General features: G+C 72.7%; 21 protein-coding genes. 9 read left to right on the forward strand and 12 right to left on the reverse strand.

Annotated elements, in window-relative coordinates; all coding sequences use genetic code 11:
* The first annotated feature begins 18 nt into the window (after positions 1–18).
* Positions 19–630 carry a helix-turn-helix transcriptional regulator gene (locus tag GQ466_RS18735; protein ID WP_161104251.1) on the forward strand — a complete coding sequence of 204 codons (612 nt, stop codon included), beginning with the start codon at positions 19–21 and terminating at the stop codon, positions 628–630.
* Complete coding sequence (locus GQ466_RS18740; protein ID WP_161104252.1) at positions 627–2237, forward strand: MFS transporter; 1611 nt, start codon at positions 627–629, stop codon at positions 2235–2237. The genes GQ466_RS18735 and GQ466_RS18740 overlap by 4 nt, the downstream gene beginning before the upstream one ends.
* Here GQ466_RS18740 and GQ466_RS18745 read toward each other — a convergent pair.
* From GQ466_RS18745 to GQ466_RS18770, 6 genes are all read right to left on the reverse strand, one after another.
* Positions 2170–2658: a hypothetical protein gene (locus tag GQ466_RS18745; RefSeq protein WP_337193537.1), complete on the reverse strand. Its 489-nt coding sequence runs from the start codon at positions 2656–2658 to the stop codon at positions 2170–2172. The genes GQ466_RS18740 and GQ466_RS18745 overlap by 68 nt on opposite strands.
* 37 nt (positions 2659–2695) lie before the next feature.
* Entirely contained in the window at positions 2696–3046 is a 351-nt protein-coding gene (locus tag GQ466_RS18750; RefSeq protein WP_161104253.1) for a hypothetical protein, read from the reverse strand.
* The gene (locus GQ466_RS18755; protein ID WP_161104254.1) at positions 3043–4263 is read right to left on the reverse strand and encodes a PepSY domain-containing protein; all 1221 of its coding nucleotides are present in this window, start codon (positions 4261–4263) and stop codon (positions 3043–3045) included. The genes GQ466_RS18750 and GQ466_RS18755 overlap by 4 nt, the downstream gene beginning before the upstream one ends.
* 157 nt (positions 4264–4420) lie before the next feature.
* Positions 4421–4849, reverse strand: a complete 429-nt coding sequence (locus GQ466_RS18760; protein WP_161104255.1) for a DUF6113 family protein — start codon at positions 4847–4849, stop codon at positions 4421–4423.
* 5 nt (positions 4850–4854) lie between these two features.
* The gene (gene mshB, locus GQ466_RS18765) at positions 4855–5790 is read right to left on the reverse strand and encodes an N-acetyl-1-D-myo-inositol-2-amino-2-deoxy-alpha-D-glucopyranoside deacetylase (RefSeq protein WP_161104256.1); all 936 of its coding nucleotides are present in this window, start codon (positions 5788–5790) and stop codon (positions 4855–4857) included.
* 46 nt (positions 5791–5836) lie between these two features.
* The gene (locus tag GQ466_RS18770; RefSeq protein WP_161104257.1) at positions 5837–7303 is read right to left on the reverse strand and encodes a serine/threonine-protein kinase; all 1467 of its coding nucleotides are present in this window, start codon (positions 7301–7303) and stop codon (positions 5837–5839) included.
* A gap of 163 nt (positions 7304–7466) precedes the next feature.
* Between GQ466_RS18770 and GQ466_RS18775 the strand changes: the two genes are divergently transcribed.
* From GQ466_RS18775 to GQ466_RS18795, 5 genes are all read left to right on the forward strand, one after another.
* Positions 7467–9545: a S9 family peptidase gene (locus tag GQ466_RS18775; protein ID WP_161104258.1), complete on the forward strand. Its 2079-nt coding sequence runs from the start codon at positions 7467–7469 to the stop codon at positions 9543–9545.
* A 208-nt stretch (positions 9546–9753) separates the two neighbouring features.
* Positions 9754–11019: a SpoIIE family protein phosphatase gene (locus tag GQ466_RS18780; RefSeq protein ID WP_161104259.1), complete on the forward strand. Its 1266-nt coding sequence runs from the start codon at positions 9754–9756 to the stop codon at positions 11017–11019.
* Positions 11020–11208: 189 nt separating this feature from the next.
* On the forward strand, positions 11209–11898 hold the full coding sequence (locus GQ466_RS18785) for a succinate dehydrogenase/fumarate reductase transmembrane subunit (protein ID WP_161104260.1): 690 nt from the start codon (positions 11209–11211) through the stop codon (positions 11896–11898).
* A 2-nt stretch (positions 11899–11900) separates the two neighbouring features.
* Complete coding sequence (locus GQ466_RS18790) at positions 11901–13838, forward strand: fumarate reductase/succinate dehydrogenase flavoprotein subunit (protein ID WP_161104385.1); 1938 nt, start codon at positions 11901–11903, stop codon at positions 13836–13838.
* Positions 13838–14590, forward strand: coding sequence for a succinate dehydrogenase/fumarate reductase iron-sulfur subunit (locus tag GQ466_RS18795; RefSeq protein WP_161104261.1), 753 nt, complete (start codon positions 13838–13840; stop codon positions 14588–14590). The genes GQ466_RS18790 and GQ466_RS18795 overlap by 1 nt, the downstream gene beginning before the upstream one ends.
* 143 nt (positions 14591–14733) lie before the next feature.
* On the opposite strand, the gene GQ466_RS18800 is transcribed toward GQ466_RS18795, so the two are convergent.
* The 6 genes from GQ466_RS18800 to GQ466_RS18825 all read right to left on the reverse strand — a co-directional run bounded on the left by GQ466_RS18800 (position 14734) and on the right by GQ466_RS18825 (position 21068).
* On the reverse strand, positions 14734–15735 hold the full coding sequence (locus tag GQ466_RS18800) for a LysR substrate-binding domain-containing protein (RefSeq protein ID WP_161104262.1): 1002 nt from the start codon (positions 15733–15735) through the stop codon (positions 14734–14736).
* 49 nt (positions 15736–15784) lie between these two features.
* A complete protein-coding gene (locus tag GQ466_RS18805; RefSeq protein WP_161104263.1) occupies positions 15785–16468 on the reverse strand; it encodes a Crp/Fnr family transcriptional regulator in 684 nt (227 codons plus the stop codon).
* A 240-nt stretch (positions 16469–16708) separates the two neighbouring features.
* A complete protein-coding gene (locus GQ466_RS18810; RefSeq protein ID WP_161104264.1) occupies positions 16709–17479 on the reverse strand; it encodes a succinate dehydrogenase/fumarate reductase iron-sulfur subunit in 771 nt (256 codons plus the stop codon).
* A complete protein-coding gene (locus GQ466_RS18815; protein ID WP_161104265.1) occupies positions 17476–19392 on the reverse strand; it encodes a fumarate reductase/succinate dehydrogenase flavoprotein subunit in 1917 nt (638 codons plus the stop codon). Before GQ466_RS18815 ends, GQ466_RS18810 begins: the two co-directional genes overlap by 4 nt.
* Before the next feature lie 16 nt (positions 19393–19408).
* Positions 19409–20239 (reverse strand): hypothetical protein, encoded by an 831-nt coding sequence (locus GQ466_RS18820; RefSeq protein ID WP_161104266.1) that lies wholly within the window; start codon positions 20237–20239, stop codon positions 19409–19411.
* 307 nt (positions 20240–20546) lie between these two features.
* Entirely contained in the window at positions 20547–21068 is a 522-nt protein-coding gene (locus tag GQ466_RS18825) for a helix-turn-helix domain-containing protein (protein WP_161104267.1), read from the reverse strand.
* A 165-nt stretch (positions 21069–21233) separates the two neighbouring features.
* On the opposite strand from GQ466_RS18825, the gene GQ466_RS18830 reads away from it, so the two are divergent.
* On the forward strand, positions 21234–21413 hold the full coding sequence (locus GQ466_RS18830; protein WP_161104268.1) for a hypothetical protein: 180 nt from the start codon (positions 21234–21236) through the stop codon (positions 21411–21413).
* Between the two features lie 355 nt (positions 21414–21768).
* The gene (locus GQ466_RS18835) at positions 21769–22353 is read left to right on the forward strand and encodes a TetR/AcrR family transcriptional regulator (protein WP_237418114.1); all 585 of its coding nucleotides are present in this window, start codon (positions 21769–21771) and stop codon (positions 22351–22353) included.
* Positions 22354–22359 lie beyond the last annotated feature (6 nt).

Below are 22359 nucleotides of genomic sequence, written 5' to 3' on the forward strand. Positions count from 1 at the left end.
ACGAGGACGGTGGCCCGCGTGGGCCGACCCCTGACCCCCCTGGCGCTCACGGTGCTGCGCATGTTGTGCGACCGCCCGATGCACCCGTACGAGATGCAGCAGCAGATCCGCGACCACCACTACGACGCCGCCGTGAAGATCACGCACGGCGCGCTGTACCACTGGGTGGAGCGGCTCGCCTCCGCCGGGCTCATCGAGCCCGTCGAGACGAACCGCGAGGGGCGGCGGCCCGAACGCACGGTCTACGCCGTCACGACGACGGGACGCGACGCGGCCCAACTCCGCATGGCCGAGCTGCTCTCCCGCCCGAACCCCGAATTTCCGCTGTTCGGGACGGCGCTCGCCTTCGTCAACCTCCTGCCCGAGAGCGAGGTGGCCGCGCTGCTGCGGCGCCGCGTCATCGCGCTGGAGGCGTCGCTGGCGGGCCACCTCACCATGCAGGAGGCGTTCGACAAGCGCGGTCTGGAGCGCTACAAGCTCCTCGACCACGAGCTGACGATCGCCCAGCTCCTCACCGAGCTGGAGTTCTGCCGGGCGCTCGCCGACGACCTGGAGACCGGCCGCCTCACCTTCCGGGACGCCGACGCGTCCCGCTCCCCCGAACGTCCCTCCACCGAGGAGTCCAGTTGACCAGATGGCGCGGAAACCCGTGGGCGATCCTCATCACCCTGTCCCTCGGGTTCTTCATGACGCTGCTCGACCTGACGATCGTGAACATCGCGATCCCGAGCATGACCGACAAACTGCACGCGTCCCTGGACGAGATCCTGTGGGTGACCAACGCCTACACGCTCGTCCTCGCGGTGCTGCTGATCACCGCGGGCCGCCTCGGCGACCTGCTCGGCAAGAAGAACCTCTTCGTCGCCGGCGTCGCGCTGTTCACGCTCGCCAGCCTGGCCTGCGGGATCTCGCAGGACCCGACGCAGCTCATCGTCGCCCGCGCCGTGCAGGGCCTCGGCGCCGCGATGCTGATGCCGCAGACGATGTCGCTCATCATCGCGACGTTCCCGCCGGAGAAGCGCGGCGCGGCGCTCGGCGTCTGGGGCGGCGTCGCGGGCATCTCCACCATCGCCGGGCCGACGATCGGCGGCCTGCTGGTCAGCGCGCTGGACTGGCGGTGGATCTTCTTCGTCAACCTGCCCATCGGGATCCTCGTGCTCGTGATGGCGCTGCCGATCCTGCCCGCGCACATCAAGGGCGCGCGGCACCGGTTCGACATCACCGGCGTCGTCCTCGCGAGCGCCACGCTGTTCTGCCTGGTGTTCGGCTTGACCGAGGGCCAGAAGTACAACTGGGCCGCGTGGATCTGGGCGCTGATCGGCGCGTCGGTCGTGCTGCTGGCGCTGTTCCTCGTCCAGCAGAAGATGCGCCAGGACCGCGACCCGCTGATGCCGTTCGTGCTGTTCGCCGACCGCAACTTCTCGATCCTCAGCGCCATCGGCGCGATCGTGTCGATCGGCATGCTCGGGATCTTCCTGCCGCTGACGTTCTACTTCCAGTCCGCGCAGGGGCACAGCGCGCTGGAGGCCGGGCTGATCATGGCGCCGTCCTCGATCGTGTCGATGTTCCTCGCGCCGCTGGCCGGACGGCTGTCGGACCGCGTCGGCGGACGGTTCATCCTGCTCGGCGGGCTCACCCTGTACGGGCTCGGGATGCTGTGGGTCGTGCTCATCGCCAAGACCGACACGTCGTGGGTGGCGTTCATGCCGCCGTTCGTCCTCGCGGGCATCGGCATCGGCGGCGTGTTCGCGCCGATGGCGACCGAGGCGACGCGCAACGTCCCGCCGATGCTGGCGGGCGCCGCGTCCGGCGTGAACAACACGATCCGGCAGATCGGGTCCGTGGTCGGCGGCGCGGCCGTCGGCGCGCTGCTGCAGAACCAGCTCGCGTCGTCGCTGCGGGACGAGGCCGTCAAGCGGTCCGCCGAGCTGCCCCCGCAGTACCGGGGCCAGTTCGTGCAGGGCTTCGCGAACGCGGGCAAGGGCGGGCTGGAGGTCGGGACGTCCCAGCAGACGACCGCTCCCCCGCCCGGGGTGCCGCAGGCGGTCGCGCACAAGCTCCAGGAGCTGGGCGGCCAGGTCTTCACCCACGGCCTGGTGGACGCGATGAAGCCCACGATGCTCATGCCGATCCTGCTGATCTTCGTCGGCGCGGCGGCGTGCCTCGGCGTCAAGCGCTACCGCGCCCCCGAGCAGCAGGCCGCCCAGTCCCCCGAGCCCGCGTCCCACAAGGGCTGATCCATCCCCACAGCAGCGCCAGCAGGGGAAGGACGAGCGGGACGAACCCGTACCCCGCGCCGTACCACGACCAGACGGTCGCGTCCGGGAACGCGGACGGCACGAGGACGCTGAGGGTGCCGACCGCCAGGACTCCGCCGAACTCGGCCGCCGCGAGGGCGCACGCGGCGGCCCGCAGGCGGGGACGGCGGTCGGCCCCGGCCAGCAGCAGCGCTCCCGCCAGGTAGGTGAGCCCGGCGCCCACCGACAGCGCGTAGGCGAGGGGCGCCCGTCCGGCGTCCGTGAGGAGCTGGACGGCGCCGCGCGCCCCGGCGGCGAGCGCGAACAGCGCGTACCCCGCCGCCAGCGCACGCGCAGGCCCCGCGCCGCCCCGGTCAGGCACCGGACGTGCCGGACGGTCGGGCACGGGTCGGTCGGGCACGGGTCGGTCGGGCACGGGTCGGTCGGGCACGGGGCGGTCAGGCACGGGGGGCGCCGGTGGCGTGCAGGCGGACGGTGACGACGGCGACGGCGACGCACACGGCGGCGAGCGCCGCGCAGGCCCAGCGGCCCCGGTCGCGGGCGAACGCCGTCCCGGCGACCGGCAGCAGGACCACCGACGTCACGAGGTAGCCGAGGTGCACGCCGGGCTCGGCGGCGCGCGGGCCGGCCAGGTCCACGCCCGCCTGGACGAGCAGCGCCCCCTCCAGGACGACGAGCCCGGCGGGCAGCGCGCCGGGACGGGGCCGTCCCACGACCGCGGACCACCCGGCGAGGACGGCCAGCAGCACGCCGTACAGGACGACGGCCGCGCCGAACGGCGCGGTCATGCCGCGCGCGCGGCGGCGCGGCGACGGCGGGTGCCGCGCCGGTACAGCCAGGTCGACACGCCCGTCGCGGCGAGCACCAGCGGGCTCAGCCCGAACAGCAGCCAGACCAGCCGCCACCACCCGTTGACCGAGTAGCCGTAGTGGAACATCGGCGCGCGCCACTGGTCCCAGACGGTGTTCGACAGCGTCGGCCCGTGCGCGGGGTTGAGCACGGCGACGTGCCGCGGATCGTGGCGGTCCACGCCGACGGACACCTGCCCCGGATACACCCCGTACCTCCAGGGATCGAGGCCGCGCGCCACGATGACGTCGTAGTACCCGGCGGGATCGTCCGCGTCGGGCAGGCTGACGTAGACGACGCGGTCGGGCGTCCCGGCGGGCTCGGTGGGACGCAGCGCGCCGAGCGCGGAGGCGACGGCGGCGTCCACCGTGATGTCGGGCCCGGACGACGCGCCCGACGCGAACACGGGCTCGGCGACCGTCCGGCCGCCGGTGACCGCGTACCAGGCGCGGCTCACGGCGGGGAACTCGAAGCTGACGCCGGTGACGCTCCACATGAGCAGGAACGGCACGACGGCCAGGCCGACCACCTGGTGCAGGTCGTAGTCGCGGGCGAACCGCCCCCGGCCGAACCGCACGCGGAAGCCCTGCCGCCAGCGGCGCACACCGGGCCACCACAGCACGACGCCCGACAGCGCCAGCAGCAGGAGAACGACGCCGGTGAAAGCGAGGACGAAGCCACCGACCTTGACGTCCTTCATCCACGACTGCCCGAACGTCGGCATCGCCTTGTCGAACCACGGCACGTACCCGGGGTAGCCCGCGCAGGTCAGCCCGCACGCGTGCAGGTTGACCATGAAGCCCATGAAGCCGCCGTTGGCGTCGGCCCGTCCGGTGATGCGCCCGGTGCCGGGGTCGACGCCGTACAGCGGGCCGCTCCCCTCCGAACTCCCGACCTCGTAGACGCCGTGGTCGAAGTTGACCATCGTCGCGGGGAACTCGGGGTGCGCCCGCCGGACGACGTCGAGCGCCTGCCCCGGGCTGAGCGGACGCGCGCTGTCGGTGTGGTGGAACAGCGCCGGGTGCGTGGCCCGGAAGTACTCCGGCGCGTACAGCACGACCGCGCCGGACGTCGTGACGACGAGCAGCACAGCGCCGAGGATCAGCGACGCCCAGCGGTGCGTCACGACGAGCGCCCGTTTCGTTCGCTTGCGCACGCTCCGGCGCGTGCGGCGTCGGCCGGACGGCGCCGCGGTGGTCGATTCAACGGCCATGCGGCACGCCTCCGGGACACTCGGATCAACAAAACTTAGGTGAGGCTAACCTAAGTAAAGAGACTCGCCAATGTGACCCTGGGCACAGCGGCGGAACGCGTCAGCGCCGGGTCAGCCAGGAACCGGCCGGGTTCTTCGCCGGGACGAGCAGCGGCGCCGCCACGACCGCGAGGACCCCGGCGGCCATGTAGACGTACCCGGCGGCGTTCCCGAGGATCAGCAGGTCCCCCTCCGAGCGCTGCGCGGACAGCACGAGCGTCACCACCAGCCAGGCGGTGCCGGGGACGATCGCGCCCGCCCGGGACCCCATCCCGCGTCCCGCCAGGTAGGTGAGCGCGAAGACGGCCAGCGCCGCCGCCAGCGCCGGGGCGACCGCCGGCGTGACCGGCCAGAGCTGCACGACCGCGCCGAACACGCCCACGACCGCGCCCAGCAGGGCCAGGACGGCGTAGGCCGCGCCGGTCACCATCGCGTCCAGCGGCCGGTCCCCGCGCCGGGTGGCCGGCGGCGCCTCATCGTCGATCCGCACGCCCGTCAGGGTAGCGACCCGGAGGCGTGCGTCCGGTCGTCCGGCGCGTCGGCCGCGGGCTCGGCGAGCAGATCGGTCTCGCGGCCGGACGGCGGCTTGCCCGGACCCGGCTCGCCCTCCAGCAGGATGTAGTACTCGGTGCCGAACGCCTGCTGCCCGAGGTTGTTCGACAGCGCGAAGAACGGTCCCGCGTCGTCCGGCGCGACCGTGATCTGCGTGCGGTGGGCGCGCAGCGCGGCGAGCTTGGCGGGCAGGTGCGGGCGGGCGTCCACGGCGGTGGTGATCTCGTCGTCGGGAACGCCCGAGCCCAGCTCGTCCAGGCCCGCGACCCGCGCGAACGGCAGCTTCGCCTCCCGCATGACCGCGATGGCGCGGGCGAGGACGGTCCGGGGCGTCGCGTACGCGTACAGCTTCGGCGTCCGCCACGGCTCGCCGCCGGGGGTGAACGCGGGGTCGGCGGCGAGGTCGAACGCCCGCCGCGTCACCCGGTGCGCCTGGATGTGGTCGGGGTGGCCGTAGTTGCCGCGCTCGTCGTAGGTGACGATCGCCTGCGGCCGGATCTCACGGATCACGGCGGCCAGCTCCCCGGCGGCCTCCTCGACGTCCGCCCGCCAGAAGCAGCGCGGGTCGTCGTTGGACGGCGCGCCCATCATCCCCGAGTCGCGCCACCGGCCCGGCCCGCCGAGGTAGCGGTGCTCGGTGACGCCGAGCGTCGCGCACGCCTGCGCCAGCTCCCCGATCCGGTGCTCGCCGAGCCGGTCCTCCCGGTCCGCCGCCAGGTGCCGCAGCTCGGGCGGGATGATCTCGCCCTCCTCGCCCAGCGTGCAGGTGACCAGGTGGACGCGGGCGCCCTGCGCCGCGTACTTGGCGATGGTCGCCCCGGTCCCGATGGACTCGTCGTCCGGATGGGCGTGGACGAACAGGATGCACGGCTCGGTCATAGGACTTGAGGGTACTCAGGGCACGGGCGCGCCATGCGAGCCGCCCTTACGGCATGCCCGCGCCGCCGCCCTCGGCGCCGGTCCCGCCGCCGGCGCCGCCCCCGCCGCCCGAACCGCCGCCGGAGCCGCCGCCCGCGCCCCCGCCGCCGGAGCCGCCGCCGCCCGACCCGCCGTCGCCGGGGGTCGTCGGGGTGGTGGGCGGGGTCGACGGCTCGGTCGGCGGGGCGGACGTGGGCGGCTCGGACGTCGGCGGGCGCGTGGTCGGCGCGTGCGTCGTCGGGGTCGTCGTGCGCGGCCGGGTGGCCGTCGGTTCCGGTTCCTCCGACTGACCGCCGCTGTCCTCGGTGGACGGCGACGCCGACGGCGAGCCCGACGAGCCGCCGCCCGGCCCGTTGTCCCCGCCCGACTTCGCCAGCGCGACGCCGATGACGACCGCGAGCAGCAGCACGAACAGCACCGCGCCGACGACGGCCCAGCGCGCCCCGCCGCCGCCCTCACGGCCCCCGCCCCGGTCCACGCGGCGCGGCCCGTCGCCGTAGCCGGGCGCGGGCGGGAGCGTTCCGGTGAAGTCCTGCGGCGCGACGCCGCCCGGCCCGGCCGGACGCGTCTCGTGCGGGGACGGCTGCCGCATCGTGGAGCCGCCCGCGAGCTGCGAGCCCTCGGCCAGCAGCGCGGTCGCCTGCGCCGGGTCGTCCATGCGGGTCTGCCCGGGCTGGCCGCCGCCGATCATGCCCATCATGAGCTGCTGCGCGCCCGGCCGCCGTCCCGGCTCCTTGACCAGGCACGACGCCAGCAGCCCGTACAGGTCGTCGGGGACGCCGTCCAGCGACGGCGGCTCGTGCATCACCCGGTTGATCACCGCGACGACCGTGTCCTCGCCGAACGGCGGACGGCCCGTCGCCGCGAACACCATCGTCGCCGCCCACGCCCACACGTCCACGGCCTCGGTGAGCCGCTGCCCGGCGACCTGCTCGGGCGCCATGTAGGACGGCGTGCCGATCGCCTTGGTCGCCGACGTCTGCCCGACGTCCAGGGCGCGCGCGATGCCGAAGTCGATGACGCGCGGCCCGTCCGGCGCCATGATCACGTTGTGCGGCTTGAAGTCGCGGTGGACGATGCCCGCCTGGTGGATCGCGACGAGCGCCGTCGCCGTCCCGATCGCGAGCCGCTCCAGCCCCGCGCCGGTCAGCGGCCCCTGCTCGGTGATCTGCTTGTAGAGGGACGGCCCCGGGACGTACTCGCTCGCGATGTACGGCTGGTCGCCCGCGACGTCGGCCTCCAGCACCTGCGCCGTGCAGAACCGGGCGACCTGCTTGGCGGCCTGCGCCTCGCGGACGAACCGGTTGCGCGCCTCGGCGTCGCCGGCCAGGTCGGCGCGCAGCAGCTTGATCGCGGCCTTGCCCCCGGACCCGTCCACGCCCAGGTAGACGACGCCCTGCCCGCCCTCGCCGAGTCGTTCCAGCACCTCGTACGACCCCAGCCTCCGGGGGTCTCCCGGCTGAAGCACAGGCATGGGCTCTCCTTCTCCGTGTCACAGCGGGGGGCGGCGCGTCCATCGCGGGAGATCCAGAGCCTACCGAGCGCGCGGGACGTCCGGGCCGGTTCGCGGTCCCGATTCGTCCCGGCCCGGGGCGCCCCGGTGGGCATCGGCCGCGAGAACCGGGCAGACTCGGTTCATGAGCATCAGCTATCCGCGGCAGAGCGCCCGCACGCGACGGTTCACGCTCGGCGCCCCGCGCGCGTTCCAGATCGCGCCGGACGGGTCCCGCGCGGCCTTCCTGCGCACCCGGGCCGGCGACGACCCGGTCACCTGCCTGTGGACGCTCGATCCGGCGACCGGCGCCGAGACACTCGTCGCCGACCCGGCCGCGCTGGACCTGCCCGGCGAGGCGGACCTGCCCGCCGAGGAGCGCGCCCGCCGCGAGCGCGCCCGCGAGCAGGCGGGCGGCATCGTCGGCTACGCGACCGACCGGGAGCTGCGGATCGCGGTGTTCACGCTGGCCGGGAAGCTGTTCGTCGCCGACCTCGCCGCCGCGACGGTCCGCGCGCTGCCCGCCGCCGAGCCGGTGTTCGACCCCCGTCCGGACCCGGCCGGACGGCACGTCGCGTACGTCTCGGGCCGCGCGCTGCGGGTCATCGGCGTGGACGGCGCCGACGACCGGGCGCTCGCGACGCCCGAGAGCGACCAGATCTCCTACGGCCTCGCCGAGTTCATCGCCGCCGAGGAGATGGGCCGGTTCCGGGGCTTCTGGTGGTCCCCGGACGGCTCGGCGCTGCTCGCCGCGCGGGTGGACGAGACGCCCGTCGCGCGCTGGCACATCGCCGACCCCGCCAACCCCGACCGGCCCGCCACCGAGGTCGCCTATCCCGCCGCCGGGACGCCGAACGCCATCGTGTCGCTCGCGCTCGTCTCGCTGGAGGGCCGCCGGACCAGCGTCGCGTGGGACCGGGGCCAGTACCCCTACGTGGTCACCGCCCTGTGGGACCGGCACGGCCCCGCGATCGTCGTCCAGCCGCGCGACCAGCGCAGCCAGCGCGCCCTGCGGGTGGACGCGCTGAGCGGCGAGACCGCCCTGCTGCACACCGAGCACGACCCGCAGTGGTCGGAGATCGTCCCGGGCGTCCCGGCGCGGACGCCCGGCGGTGAGCTGGTGTGGATCACCGAGGACCGCGCGGCCGACACGCGGCGGCTCACGGTCGGCGGGAAGGCCGTCACGCCGCCGGGGCTCCAGGTGCGGGGCGTGCTCGGCGTGGACGGCGACGAGGTCCTGTTCACCGCGTCCGAGGACCCGACCGAGATCCACGTCTGGGAGTACCGGCCGGACACGCTCACCAGGCTCACCGAGGGGCGCGGCGTGTTCTCGGCCGTGCGCGCGGGCGGCGTCACGGTCGTCAGCGGGTCCCGGCTGGACGGCGACGGCGCGCAGATCGAGGTGCGCGGCCCGAACGGCGTCCACCCGGTCGCGTCGCACGCGCAGACGCCCGTGCTGACGCCGCGCGTCGAGCTGATCGCCGCCGGGGACCGGGAGCTGCGCACCGCCGTCGTCCTGCCCACCGGCTGGGAGCCGTCGGACGGGCGGCTGCCGGTCGTCCTCGACCCCTACGGCGGGCCGCACGCGCAGCGCGTCCTCGCCACGCGGCGCGCCTACCTGGAGTCGCAGTGGCTCGCCGACCAGGGCTTCGCGGTCGTCATCACCGACGGGCGCGGCACGCCGGGACGCGGGCCGGCGTTCGAGCGGGCCGTCCAGGGCGACTTCGTCACGCCCGTCCTGGACGACCAGATCGCCGGGATGATGGAGGCCGCGCGCCGCCACCCCGGCGCGCTCGACCTGGACCGCGTCGGCGTCCGGGGCTGGTCGTTCGGCGGCTGGCTCGCGGCGCTCGCCGTCCTGGCCCGGCCGGACGTGTTCCACGCGGGCGTCGCGGGCGCGCCCGTGACCGACTGGCGGCTGTACGACACCCACTACACCGAGCGGTATCTCGGGCATCCGGACGAGGAGCCCGAGACGTACGCCGTCCAGTCCCTCATCGACCGCGCGCCCGACCTGAAGCGCCCGCTCCTGCTCATCCACGGGCTCGCCGACGACAACGTGGTCGTGGCCCACACGCTGCGGCTGTCGTCGGCGCTGCTCGCGGCGGGCCGCCCGCACACCGTGCTGCCGCTGTCGGGCGTCACCCACATGACGCCGCAGGAGGTCGTCGCCGAGAACCTGCTGCACCTCCAGGTCGAGTTCCTGCGCAGCAACCTCGGCTAGGCGATTCGGACAGGCCGCGGGCGGCGATCGGGTCCGGCCGGGATGCGGGACGGCGTGCCGGGACGCTAGGGTCGGAGGCGGAGCGATGATCCACTCCGCTCGCCGAGCCGGGCCGCCCGCGGCCCGCCGCCGCCCGGCGCGGACCCGCCCGCGGGCCGGGTCCGGCCCGCCGTCCGTGCGCCACTCGCCGACAGTCCGGAAACCATCTGTGAGCACGCTCAGCCGCCAGCCGCACTCCGTCCCGCCGGTGCCCGGACACGGCCGCCCGGCACGCTCCTCGGGGTCGGGACCGGGCGCCGAGGGCACTTTGGACCTGCTGCTCATCGGCGACGACCCGTCCGACGTGTTCCTGGTCGAGCGGATGCTCGCCGAGAGCGGCCTGGACGCGCGGCTGGCGGTCGCCCGGGACCTCGACGGCGCGCGCGGCCGGCTCACCCGCCGCACCCAGTGCATCATCGTGGACCTGTCCGCGCCCGACATCGACCGGATCGAGGCGCTGCGGGACGTCATCGCGCTGTCGGGGTCCACGGCCGTCGTCGTGCTCACCGCGCTGGACGACGACGACCTCGGCGTCCGCGCCGTCGCGACCGGCGCCGCCGACTACCTCGTCAAGCAGGAGGTGGACGGCCCGCTCCTCGCCCGCGCCATCCGCTACGCCATCGAGCGCAAGCGCGCCGAGGACACCGAGCGGCGGCTGGTCGAGGCGCGCATCCTCGGCCGCGAGAACGCCCGGCTGGAGCGGGGGCTGCTGCCCGTCCCGCTCATCGACGACCCGCGCCTGCGCCACCACACCCGATACCGGCCGGGACGGCGCCGCGCGCTGCTCGGCGGCGACTTCTACGACACCGTCCAGACCGAGGACGGCACCGTCCACCTCATGATCGGCGACGTGTGCGGGCACGGCCCGGACGAGGCGGCGCTCGGCGTCCAGCTCCGCATGGCGTGGCGGACGCTCGTCCTCGCCGGGCACACCGGGGAGCGGCTGCTCGGCACGCTCGACACCGTCCTCGGCCACGAGCGGCGCAGCGACGAGATCTTCACGACGCTGTGCATGGTCACGATCGCGCCGGACCGCCGCACCGCGCGGCTGTACCTGGCCGGGCACCCGGCGCCGCTGCTGTTCGGGACGGGCCCCGACGGCGTCCCCGGCGCCGCCGCGCTGCCCGACGACGCGCTCGGCCCCGCGCTCGGCCTCATCCCCGGCGCCGAGTGGCCGGGCACCGACATCGAGCTGGGCGCCGCCTGGACGCTCATGCTCTACACCGACGGCCTCATCGAGGGCCGCGTCGGCCGGGGACCCGAACGGCTCGGCACCGACGGGCTCGTCCGGCTGGCGCGCGGCGCCCACCGCCGGGGCGCGGCCGGGCGCGCGCTGATCGACGCGCTCGTCGCCGAGGTCGAGGAGCTGAACGGCGACGCGCTCACCGACGACCTCGCCGTCCTCCTGCTCTCCCACGACGTGACCCGGGCGTGACCCGACAGTCATTTTGTTGAGACCGGTGCTAAGAACGGGGTTCCCTCTTGTCATGTGAGGTCCATCACCTCACATGACCAGGCAACTTAAGGAGAACCCCTGTGCTGCACGGGTCATAGCCACCGGCTATCGAAACGAGTGCGCCCATGACTTGGTGTTCTCGTGCGTCCCGGACCTACCGTTCGCACCGTGGCTATAGCGATCCCCAAGGTCTACAGATCGACCGTCGGCAAGAAGGCCGTCATGGCCGTCACCGGCGCGATCCTCGTGTTCTTCCTCCTCGCGCACATGATCGGCAACCTGAAGGTCTTCCTGGGCGCCGACGACTTCGACCACTACTCCGAGTGGCTCCGGACGATGGGCGAGCCGGCCGTCCCGCACCGGACCCTGCTGACGGTCCTGGAGATCGTCCTCGTGGTCGCCGTGATCCTCCACATGTGGTCGGCGACCTCGCTGGCGCTGCGCGCCCGCCGCGCCCGCCCGGTGAAGTACCAGTCCCGCAAGAAGTCGCACGCGCAGGGCTATGCCACCCACACGATGCGCTACGGCGGCGTCATCATCCTGCTGTTCATCGTCTGGCACCTCCTGGACCTCACGTTCCACGTCGTGAACCCCAAGGGCGACGGCTACACCCCCTACGAGCGCGTCGTCGCCGACTTCGACGCGTCCCGCTGGTACATCACCGTCTGGTACGTGCTCGCCGTCGTGCTCGTCGGCCTGCACCTCAACCACGGCGTGTGGAGCGCCTTCAACACCCTCGGCTGGCGCACCCCGCGCAACGACCGCACGCTGCGCGGCCTCGCGTTCGCCGTCGCCGGGGTGGTGACCCTCGGGTTCATCTCCGTGCCCCTCTCTGTCACCTTCGGATGGGTGAGCTGATCATGGTCGACGCCTTCTACAAGTCCGGCGAGCCGATCGCCGACGCCAAGGCCCCGCAGGGCCCCATCGAGCAGCGGTGGACGACGCGCAAGTTCGAGGCCAAGCTCGTCAACCCCGCCAACAAGCGCAAGAAGAAGATCATCATCGTCGGCACCGGGCTGGCGGGCGGCGCGGCCGGCGCCACGCTCGGCGAGGCCGGGTACCACGTCGTCCAGTTCTGCTTCCAGGACAGCCCGCGCCGCGCCCACTCCATCGCCGCGCAGGGCGGGATCAACGCCGCGAAGAACTACCGCAACGACGGCGACAGCGTCCACCGGCTGTTCTACGACACCGTCAAGGGCGGCGACTTCCGCGCCCGCGAGTCCAACGTCCACCGCCTCGCCGAGATCTCCACGCAGATCATCGACCAGTGCGTCGCGCAGGGCGTCCCGTTCGCCCGCGAGTACGGCGGCCTGCTCGACAACCGCTCGTTCGGCGGCACCCAGGTCTCCCGGACGTTCTACGCGCGCGGGCAGACGGGCCAGCAGCTCCTGCTCGGCGCCTACCAGGCCCTCATGCGCCAGGTGGACGCCGGGAACGTCGAGCTGTACCCGCGGCACGAGATGCTCGACCTCATCATGGAGGACGGGCGGGCGCGCGGCGTCGTCGTCCGCAACCTGCTGACCGGCGAGATCAGGCACCACACCGCCGACGCGGTCGTCCTCGCCAGCGGCGGCTACGGGAACGTATACTTCCTGTCCACCAACGCGATGGGCTCGAACGTCACCGCGTCCTGGCGCGCGCACCGGCACGGCGCCTACTTCGCCAACCCGTGCTACACGCAGATCCACCCGACGTGCATCCCCGTCAGCGGCGACCACCAGTCCAAGCTGACGCTGATGTCGGAGTCGCTGCGCAACGACGGCCGCGTGTGGGTGCCGAAGAAGGGCGGCGACACGCGCCGTCCCGCCGACATCCCCGAGGACGAGCGCGACTACTACCTGGAGCGCATCTACCCCTCGTTCGGCAACCTCGTCCCCCGCGACATCGCCTCGCGCGCCGCCAAGAACGTCTGCGACGAGGGCCGCGGCGTCGGCCCCGGCGGGCTCGGCGTCTACCTGGACTTCGCCGACGCGATCGGGCGGCTCGGCCGCAAGACCGTCGAGGCCAAGTACGGGAACCTGTTCGAGATGTACGAGCGGATCACGGGCGAGAACCCGTACGAGACGCCGATGCGCATCTACCCGGCCGTCCACTACACGATGGGCGGGCTGTGGGTGGACTACGACCTCCAGTCCAACATCCCCGGCCTGTTCGTCACCGGCGAGGCGAACTTCTCCGACCACGGCGCCAACCGGCTCGGCGCGTCCGCGCTGATGCAGGGCCTCGCCGACGGGTACTTCGTCCTGCCGACCGGCCTCGGCGACTACATCGCCCGCAACAACCTCGGCCCCGTCTCCGAGACGGCGATCGCCGAGGCCGAGACCCGCGTCACGGAGCAGATCGACCGGCTCCTCGCCATCGACGGCGACCGCTCCGTCGACTCCTTCCACCGCGAACTCGGCCACATCATGTGGGAGTACTGCGGCATGGAACGTACCGAGGAGGGCCTGCGCAAGGCGCTGGAGCTGATCCCCGCGCTGCGCGCCGAGTTCTGGTCGCGCGTCAAGGTCACCGGCACCGACGCCGAGCTGAACCAGCAGCTCGAAAAGGCCGGACGCGTCGCCGACTTCCTCGAACTCGGCGAGCTGATGGTGATCGACGCGCTGCACCGCACCGAGTCCTGCGGCGGCCACTTCCGCGCCGAGAGCCAGGACGAGGACGGCGAGGCCAAGCGCGACGACGAGAACTTCTCCTACGTCGCCGCCTGGGAGTGGGCCGGATCGGACGAGCAGCCGATCCTCCACAAGGAAGCGCTCGAATTCGAATACGTTCACCCCACGCAGAGGTCGTACAAGTAATGAAGCTCACACTGCGGATCTGGCGGCAGAAGGGCCCGGGCGACAAGGGCGCGATGGTCGAGTACCCCGTCGACGGGATCTCGGAGGACGCGTCGTTCCTCGAAATGCTGGACGTTCTCAACGAGGAGCTGATCGCCAAGGGCGAGGAGCCCGTGGCGTTCGACCACGACTGCCGCGAGGGCATCTGCGGCATGTGCTCGCTGGTGATCAACGGGACGCCGCACGGCCCCGAGCGCAACACCACGACCTGCCAGCTCCACATGCGCAAGTTCAGGGACGGCGAAGTCATCGACGTCGAGCCGTGGCGCGCGAAGGCGTTCCCGGTCGTCAAGGACCTCGTCGTGGACCGGGGCGCGTTCGACCGGATCATCAAGTCCGGCGGGTTCATCTCCGCGCCGACCGGCACCGCGCCCGAGGCGCACTCCACGCCGGTGCCCAAGCCCGACGCCGACCGGGCGTTCGAGGCGGCCGAGTGCATCGGCTGCGGCGCGTGCGTGGCGGCCTGCCCGAACGGGTCGGCGTCGCTGTTCCTCGGCGCGAAGGTCACCCACCTCGGGCTCATGCCGCAGGGCCAGCCCGAGCGCTGGGACCGCGTGGTCTCGATGCTGGAGACGCACGACGCGGAGGGCTTCGGCGGCTGCACCAACACCGGCGAGTGCACGGTGGCGTGCCCGAAGGGCATCCCGCTGGACGTCATCGGACGGCTGAACCACGACTACATCAAGGCCACCGCCGGCGGACGTAAGCAGTAAGATTCCGTTGACGTTCGGTAAGAACCACCGTCGGAAGCCGACCGGCGGTCTCCGTTGCGGGGCCCCTCCTGCCGTGGCGTTCATGTAGTCACGGCTTTCAGCGCCCCGGGCTCCGGCCCGGGGCGCTCACCGTTGCGCCGCGGTCAGCGTTCCAGGAGCGTTTCGACGCCGGCCGGGAGGCTGCCCGCGAGGGCCGCTTCCACGAGGAACGTCTCCAGGGTGTCCTGGAAGGCGCGGGCGGCGTGGGTGAGCGAGACGTCCTTGCGGTGGGCGAGCGCGATCGTCCGCAGCAGGGACGGGTGGCCGCCGTCGCCGTCGTCGGCCTGGACGAGCGGCGTCCCGCGCAGCCCCGGCCGTCCGGCCAGCACCATGCTCGGCACCACCGCGATGCCGAGGCCCGCCTCCACGAACCGCAGCACGGCGTCCATCTCGCCGCCCTCGACGGCGAAGCGCGGCTCGAAGCCCTCCGCCCGGCACGCGCTGATCGTCGCCTCGCGCAGGTCGTAGCCGGAGCGGAACATCACCATCGGGCGGTCCCGCAGGTCCGCGATCCGCAGCGTCGCGCGGCGCGGGACGGCGCGGCGCGGCAGCCGTCCGCCGGGCGGGCCGGGGACGGAGCGCTCGCCGTCCGCCGGGGACGCCACGACGAGCCGTTCGCGCAGGATCGGCCGGGTGTCCAGCGGCGCGTCGCCGTGCAGCGGCAGGATCACCAGGGCGAGGTCGAGCAGCCCGCGCGTCAGCTCGCGCACGAGGTCGCGGGACCCGCCCTCCTCGACCAGGATCTCGATGCCGGAGTAGGCGTCGTGGAAGCGGCGCAGGACGTCCCCGAGCAGCCCCGCGCACAGCGACGGCGTCGCGCCGAGCCGCACCCGCCCGCGTCGCAGCCCCGCGAGTTCCTGCACCTCGTGCCGCGCGGTGTCGACGTCGGCGAGGATGCGCTTGGCCAGCGGCAGCAGCGCCTCCCCCGCCGGAGTGAGCGTGATGTTGCCGCGCGCGCGGCTGAACAGCGACGCGCCGAGATCGGTCTCCAGCGCGCGGATCTGCTTGGACAGCGACGGCTGGGCGACGCGCAGCAGCTCCGCCGCCTGGGTGAAGTGGCGGACCTCGGCGACGGCCACGAAGTAGGCGAGCTGCTGGAGTTGCACCGACCCAGGTTACGGCGCGACCGAAACGCCGCCGAGCGCGGCCGGGCCGTCAGCGCGCATGGCGGCGCAGCGCCGGCAGGTCGCGGACGACGAACTTGCGGCGTCCCGTCTCGATCAGTCCGTGCCGGCGCAGCGTCCCGAGCGCCTTGCTGACGGCCTCGCGGGACGCGCCGACCCAGCCCGCCAGCTCCTCCTGCGACAGGTTGAGGTTGATGCGGACGCCGCCGCCCGCCGCCGTGTCGTCCGGGACGCCGAACCGCTCGGCCAGCTCCACCAGGCGCTGCGCGACGCGTCCGGTGGCGTCGAACATGCCGAACTCGATGCGCTTGCGGTCGGCGTCGCGGAACCGCTGGCAGAGCGTCCGCATGATGAGGACGGACGCGCCGCCGTGCGTCCGCAGGAACTCCATGAACTGCTCGCCGGTGATGGTCAGCAGCTTGACCGGCTCCAGCGCCGCGACCGTCGCCGAACGCGGCCCGCCGTCGATCACCGCGACCTCGCCGAGCAGCGCGCCGGGCCCGCGCACCGCGAGCAGCGCCTCGCCGCCCTGCTCGCGGTCGGAGTAGGCCTTGACGTGACCGGACGTCAGCACCGCCGCCCAGGTCGAGTGCTCGCCCTCCCGGAAGATCGTCTCGCCGCGCCGGAACGCGCGGGGACGGCCGAGGCGCTGCAGGTCGTCACGGTCGTCCGGGGACAGTTCGGCGAGGAACGATCCCTCCTCGTAGGGGGTCATGCCGTCCACGCTAGAGGGCCGGGCGCCGCACCGTGCCCGCGCGGCAATCACGAAACCATTACGCGTTCTGTGTACTTCTTCCTATTCGCCGGGGCGCGGGACGGCGACAGTGGGGCGGGTGTGCCCGCGTTCCCCCGCCGGCCCGGACCCGCCCCGCCGGGGGCGCGGCGCGGTCCCCTCCGGGGAGCGGCGGACGGACGGGCGGCGGTGTCGCGGGGGCACGGCCGCCCGTCCCGCACGTCACGCGGACGGGGTGTCCTGGCCCTTGCGGACGATGCCGAGCTTGCTGCCGAGCCAGACGATCGGATCGTATTTCTTGCCGACGACCCGCTCTTTCATCGGGATCAGCGCGTTGTCGGTGATTTTGATGTGCTCGGGACACACTTCGGTGCAACATTTAGTAATGTTGCAAAATCCGAGCCCATGGTCGTTCTGGGCGATATTCCGGCGGTCGGCGACGTCGGCCGGGTGCATCTCCAGTTCCGCGATCCGCATGAGGAAGCGCGGCCCCGCGAACTCCGGCTTGTTCTCGTCGTGGTCGCGGATGACGTGGCAGACGTTGTTGCACAGGAAGCACTCGATGCACTTGCGGAACTCCTGCGAGCGCTGCACGTCCACCTGCTGCATCCGGATGTCGCCCGGCGCGACGTCGCCCGGGTCGAACGCCGGGATCTGCCGCGCCTTCTCGTAGTTGAACGACACGTCGGTGACCAGGTCGCGGATCACCGGGAACGTCCGGACGGGCGTGACGGTGATGGTCTCGTCCTCGGTGAACGTGGACATCCGCGTCATGCACATCAGGCGCGGCATCCCGTTGATCTCCGCCGAGCACGACCCGCACTTGCCCGCCTTGCAGTTCCACCGGACGGCGAGGTCGGGCGCCTGCGTCTGCTGGAGCCGGTGGATGATGTCGAGGACGACCTCGCCCTCGTTCACCTCGACCGCGTAGTCGACCAGCTCGCCGTCACCGTCGTCCCCGCGCCAGACGCGGAATTTGGCCTCGTAGCTCATCGGGCCTCCTCGGGGAGTTCTTCGGCGGTGAGGTACTTCTTCAGTTCGGACGTCTCGAACAGCGCGATGAGGTCGTCGCGCATCAGATCGAGCGGCTGGCGCCGCAGCTCGACGCGGGGGTCGGCGGGGTCGCCGGTGAGGCGGCAGACGAGGTTGACCTTCCGCCACTCCGGCGACATCGACGGGTGGTCGTCGCGGGTGTGGCCGCCGCGGCTCTCCTCGCGCTCCAAAGCGGCCTTCGCGATCGCCTCGGCGACGAGCAGCATGTTCCGCAGGTCGAGCGCGAGGTGCCAGGCGGGGTGGTAGCCGCGTCCGCCGGCCCCGACGGCGACGGGCTGCACCGACACCGTCCGGACGCGTTCGCGCAGCTTGTCGAGGGCTTCGACGGCCTGCTTCAGCTCGTCCTCGCGGCGGATGATGCCGACGAGGTCGTTCATCGTCTGCTGGAGTTCGAGGTGGACGGTGTAGGGGCTCTCGCCGCCCTCGCGCTCCAGTGGGGCGAGGGCCTCGGCGGTGGCGCGGGCGACCTCGTCGTCGGCGACGGCCGGACGCTCGGCGAGGCCGTCCACGTACGCGGACGCGCCGAGCCCGCAGCGCCGCCCGAACACGAGCAGGTCGGTGAGCGAGTTGCCGCCGAGCCGGTTGGAGCCGTGCATCCCGCCCGAGCACTCGCCCGCCGCGAACAGGCCGGGGACGAGCGCCGCGCCGGTGTCGGGGTCCACCTCGACGCCGCCCATGACGTAGTGGCAGGTCGGGCCGACCTCCATCGGCTCGGCGGTGATGTCGACGTCCGCCAGCTCCTTGAACTGGTGGTGCATGGCGGGCAGGCGGCGGCGGATCTCCTCGGCGCCGCCGGGCATCCGGTCGACGACCGTCAGGAACACGCCGCCGTGCGGGGAGCCGCGTCCGGCCTTGACCTCGGCGTTGATGGCGCGGGCGACCTCGTCGCGGGGCAGCAGCTCGGGCGGGCGGCGGTTGTTGTCGGGGTCGTCGTACCAGCGGTCGGCCTCGTCCTCGGTGGTGGCGTACTGCGCCTTGAACACCTCGGGGATGTACTTGAACATGAACCGTTCGCCGTCGGAGTTCTTCAGGACGCCGCGGTCGCCGCGCACCGACTCGGTGACGAGGATGCCCTTCACCGACGGCGGCCAGACCATCCCGGTGGGGTGGAACTGGACGAACTCCATGTTCAGGAGCGTCGCGCCGGCGAGCAGCGCGAGGGCGTGGCCGTCGCCGGTGTACTCCCAGGAGTTGGACGTGACCTTGAACGTCTTGCCGATGCCGCCGGTCGCGAGGATCACCGCGGGCGCCTCGAACACGACGAACTTCCCGGTCTCGCGGACGTAGGCGAACGCGCCGGCGACGCGGTCGCCGTCCAGCAGCAGGCGGGTGACGGTCGTCTCGGCCCAGACCTTGATGCGGGCGTCGTAGTCGCCGTGGACGCGGTGGTCCTCCTGCTGGAGCGCGACGATCTTCTGCTGCGTGGTGCGGATCAGCTCCAGCCCGGTGCGGTCGCCGACGTGCGCGAGGCGCGGGTACTCGTGGCCGCCGAAGTTGCGCTGGCTGATCTTGCCGTCCTTGGTGCGGTCGAACAGCGCGCCCCAGTGCTCCAGCTCCCAGACGCGGTCGGGCGCCTCCTTGGCGTGCAGCTCGGCCATCCGCCAGTTGTTGAGGAACTTCCCGCCGCGCATCGTGTCGCGGAAGTGGACCTGCCAGTTGTCGTTGGGGTTGACGTTCCCCATCGACGCGGCGGCGCCGCCCTCGGCCATGACCGTGTGCGCCTTGCCGAACAGCGATTTGGAGATGATCGCCGTCTTCTTGCCCTGGAGCCGGGCCTCGATCGCGGCGCGCAGGCCCGCGCCGCCGGCGCCGATCACCACGACGTCGTACCGGTGCCGTTCGATCTCCGTCATGTCGCGCAGGCTCCCTCTAGTTGAACAGTCGCAGGTCGGAGATGGTGCCGCTGGCGACCAGCGCCACGTACAGGTCGGCCGCGACGAGCGAGCCCAGCGTGATCAGCGCGAACTGGCCGTGCCGCGCGTTGAGCTTGGACACCCACTCCCAGAGCCGGTAGCGGACGGGGTGCTTGGAGAAGTGCTTGAGGCGTCCGCCGACGATGTGGCGGCACGAGTGGCACGACAGCGTGTACGCCCACAGCAGGACGACGTTGGCGACCAGGATGAGCGTGCCGAGGCCGATGCCGAAGCCGCCGTCGGAGCCGTGGAAGGCGCGGATCGCGTCCCAGGTGTTGATCAGGGAGATGGCGACGGCGGCGAGCCAGAAGTAGCGGTGCAGGTTCTGGCCGAGGAGCGGGAACCGGGTCTCGCCGGTGTACTTCTTGTGCGGCTCGGCGACGGCGCAGGCGGGCGGCGACGCCCAGTACGAGCGGTAGTACGCCTTGCGGTAGTAGTAGCAGGTCAGGCGGAACAGCAGCAGGAACGGCAGGGAGATCGCCGCGAACGGGATCCAGCCGCGCGTGCCCGCCGGGAGGAAGGTGCCGAACTCCGCCGCGCTGCCGGTGTGGTGGTTCACCGTGACGCTGTCGCAGATCTCGTTGAGGCACGGCGAGTAGAACGGCGTCAGGTAATGGAATTCGGGGACGTAGAACGCCGCTCCCCAGAAGGCCCGGATCGTCGCGTAGACCACCCAGGCGGTGAAGATGACGAGGGTGGTGAGGGGATAGACGCGCCAGTCGTCCTTGCGGAGCGTGCGTTTCCCGATGCGGGCGCGCGTCCTGTCCGGCGCCTCCAGTGTGCTCATTGGTCGCTCCCTGGGCTCGGGTCGTGACGGCCCCCGTGGTGGGCGGCCACGCGTCCGGCCGTCGTGCCGCGCCGCCTTCGGTGACGTGCGCGGACGCGCCGTTCGCGCTACCAGCGAAGCGACCTTACGCCACCGTGGTGCGACTGTGACATACATAACAGCCGCCCTCTGGTGTGACTCCGGCCACAGATACGGCCCGTCCGCTTTGCCCGCTCGACCTCGTTTCGGCCATAACCATTGCCTATGGCCGCTGGCTATTGAGACGAGCGCCACACGGCATGGGACGCGGGGCGTCCCGGGCCCCGGGTCAGTTTCCGAGGATTCGGCGGAAATGCTCCTCGGCGTCGCCGGCGCGGCCCGTCCCGTAAATGCGGAGGACGTCGGCGAGGTCGGGGAATTCGGCGGCGATGAGCGCGGCGGCGGCCTCGATCTCGGCGGCGGACGCGACCTCGCGCAGCAGCGCCTGCACCGCCCGGACGGCGGTGGGCCGCTCCAGCGGCGGCCTGCCGAGCGCGGGGGCGGCCACCGAGCGGATCTCGTCCAGGCGCGCGCGCAGCTCCCCGGCGGACAGCGCGGCGGTCGCCGGGTCGGCGGCCAGGTCCTCGACGGCGAGCAGCCGCCCGAGCACCGCCGGATTGCTGATCTTGGCGCGGTGGCCGGACATGAGCTGCGACAACATCGGCGGCGACAGGCCGAGCACGCGCGCGAGCGCCGACTGGGACAGGCCGAGCCCGTCCAGGATCCGCCGGACGCGGTCCCCCAGCGGTTCGCCGTACCACTCGGCCTGGAGCGCCCGATTGCGCGCCACCGCGTCCTCGCCCGGCCCCACCCGCACCGCCTCCCGGTGTTCACGTCCGCAAACGACTCCGCCACCGCACCCGTGCCCGCCGGAAGAACGATCATGCAGGGGTTTCGTGCCGCGTTCCGCCCGGGCTGACCGGCTGTGTTATTCGCGGGCGGGATGTCGGTGCGGTGTGGCAAGCTCGTGCCCGTCATGACCGACACCGTGGAAGCATCGCCCGTCGTCCCCGCGCCCCTCTGTCTGACCTGCTTCGGGGCGGGGCTCGTCATCACGCTCGGGACGCCCGGTACGCACCGCGCGCCCGCGGTCTCGCGCTGCCCGGACTGCGCCGCCGACCGCACCGAACCCCTCCACCTCGCCGACCGCGTCTAGCCCCGCGACCGGATCGACCAGCTCGCGCCGCGCGTACCCGGTCACGCCCACCAGTGCCGCCCGCCTCGGCGTTGTCCGAGCCGTGCCGGCGGTGAACTTCGCGCGCCGCCTTTCCGGACGCGCTCGACCGCGTCCAGCGGGCCGTCCGTGATCGTCTCGGCCGGGCGGTGATGTGCGGGACTCCAGGTGCGGGGGGTGTGAGCTGGGAGAGGGGCGCGCCTCGCACGCCCGGCGACGTACCGCTATCCTGACCGTCGGGTTACCGATACATGACGGAAAGTCGAAGGGGTCCATGCCAACCTCGACGTGGTTTCGCCTCAACGTGGCCAAGCGTGAGCGGGTCCTTGAGGTGGCCATGCGCGAGTTCGGGGAGCACGGCTACTCGACCGGCAGCCTGAACACGATCGCGCGCGAGGCGGGCATCGCCAAGGGCTCGCTGTTCCAGTACTTCACCGACAAGCTGGAGTTCTTCGCGTTCGTCTGCGACGAGGCGTCCCGGCGCATCCGCGAGGAGATGGAGCGCCGCATCGCCCGCGTCGACTTCGACCAGCCCTTCGACGAGTGGCTGTTCGACGTCCTCTGCGAGTGGACGGAGTACTGGAGCGACCACCCGCTGGAGCGCGCGGTCACGGCCGCGACCAACTTCGAGCTGGACAACAGCGTGCGGTCGGTCGTCCGCGACACCGCCAACCAGCACTATCTGCAGGTCGTCCACCCGACGCTGAAGCTGTGGCAGGAGCGGGGCGACATCCGTGCCGACGCCGACATCGACGTCCTCGCGACCCTGCTGCTGATGACGCTCCCGCACCTCGCCCTCGCCCCGTACTACGACGGCCTGGACCCCGTCCTCGGCCTGCGGGGCCGGACGCCCGCCGAACAGCGCCCGGTCATCCGCCGCCTCATCGAGGGCGTCAAGCCCATGTTCGCCCCGCCCGCCTGACCTCGC

The sequence above is a fragment of the Actinomadura rayongensis genome (assembly GCF_009831215.1).
GTDB lineage: Bacteria > Actinomycetota > Actinomycetes > Streptosporangiales > Streptosporangiaceae > Spirillospora > Spirillospora rayongensis.

What these genes read in the sequence shown, in the direction of transcription:
- GQ466_RS18750 (WP_161104253.1), bottom strand. Translation starts at nt 3,046, where the DNA reads ATGACCGCGCCGTTCGGCGCGGCCGTCGTCCTGTACGGCGTGCTGCTG.
- mshB (WP_161104256.1), bottom strand. Translation starts at nt 5,790, where the DNA reads ATGACCGAGCCGTGCATCCTGTTCGTCCACGCCCATCCGGACGACGAG.
- GQ466_RS18770 (WP_161104257.1), bottom strand. Translation starts at nt 7,303, where the DNA reads ATGCCTGTGCTTCAGCCGGGAGACCCCCGGAGGCTGGGGTCGTACGAG.
- GQ466_RS18775 (WP_161104258.1), top strand. Translation starts at nt 7,467, where the DNA reads ATGAGCATCAGCTATCCGCGGCAGAGCGCCCGCACGCGACGGTTCACG.
- GQ466_RS18790 (WP_161104385.1), top strand. Translation starts at nt 11,901, where the DNA reads ATGGTCGACGCCTTCTACAAGTCCGGCGAGCCGATCGCCGACGCCAAG.
- GQ466_RS18795 (WP_161104261.1), top strand. Translation starts at nt 13,838, where the DNA reads ATGAAGCTCACACTGCGGATCTGGCGGCAGAAGGGCCCGGGCGACAAG.
- GQ466_RS18805 (WP_161104263.1), bottom strand. Translation starts at nt 16,468, where the DNA reads ATGACCCCCTACGAGGAGGGATCGTTCCTCGCCGAACTGTCCCCGGAC.
- GQ466_RS18810 (WP_161104264.1), bottom strand. Translation starts at nt 17,479, where the DNA reads ATGAGCTACGAGGCCAAATTCCGCGTCTGGCGCGGGGACGACGGTGAC.
- GQ466_RS18815 (WP_161104265.1), bottom strand. Translation starts at nt 19,392, where the DNA reads ATGACGGAGATCGAACGGCACCGGTACGACGTCGTGGTGATCGGCGCC.
- GQ466_RS18820 (WP_161104266.1), bottom strand. Translation starts at nt 20,239, where the DNA reads ATGAGCACACTGGAGGCGCCGGACAGGACGCGCGCCCGCATCGGGAAA.
- GQ466_RS18830 (WP_161104268.1), top strand. Translation starts at nt 21,234, where the DNA reads ATGACCGACACCGTGGAAGCATCGCCCGTCGTCCCCGCGCCCCTCTGT.
- GQ466_RS18835 (WP_237418114.1), top strand. Translation starts at nt 21,769, where the DNA reads ATGCGCGAGTTCGGGGAGCACGGCTACTCGACCGGCAGCCTGAACACG.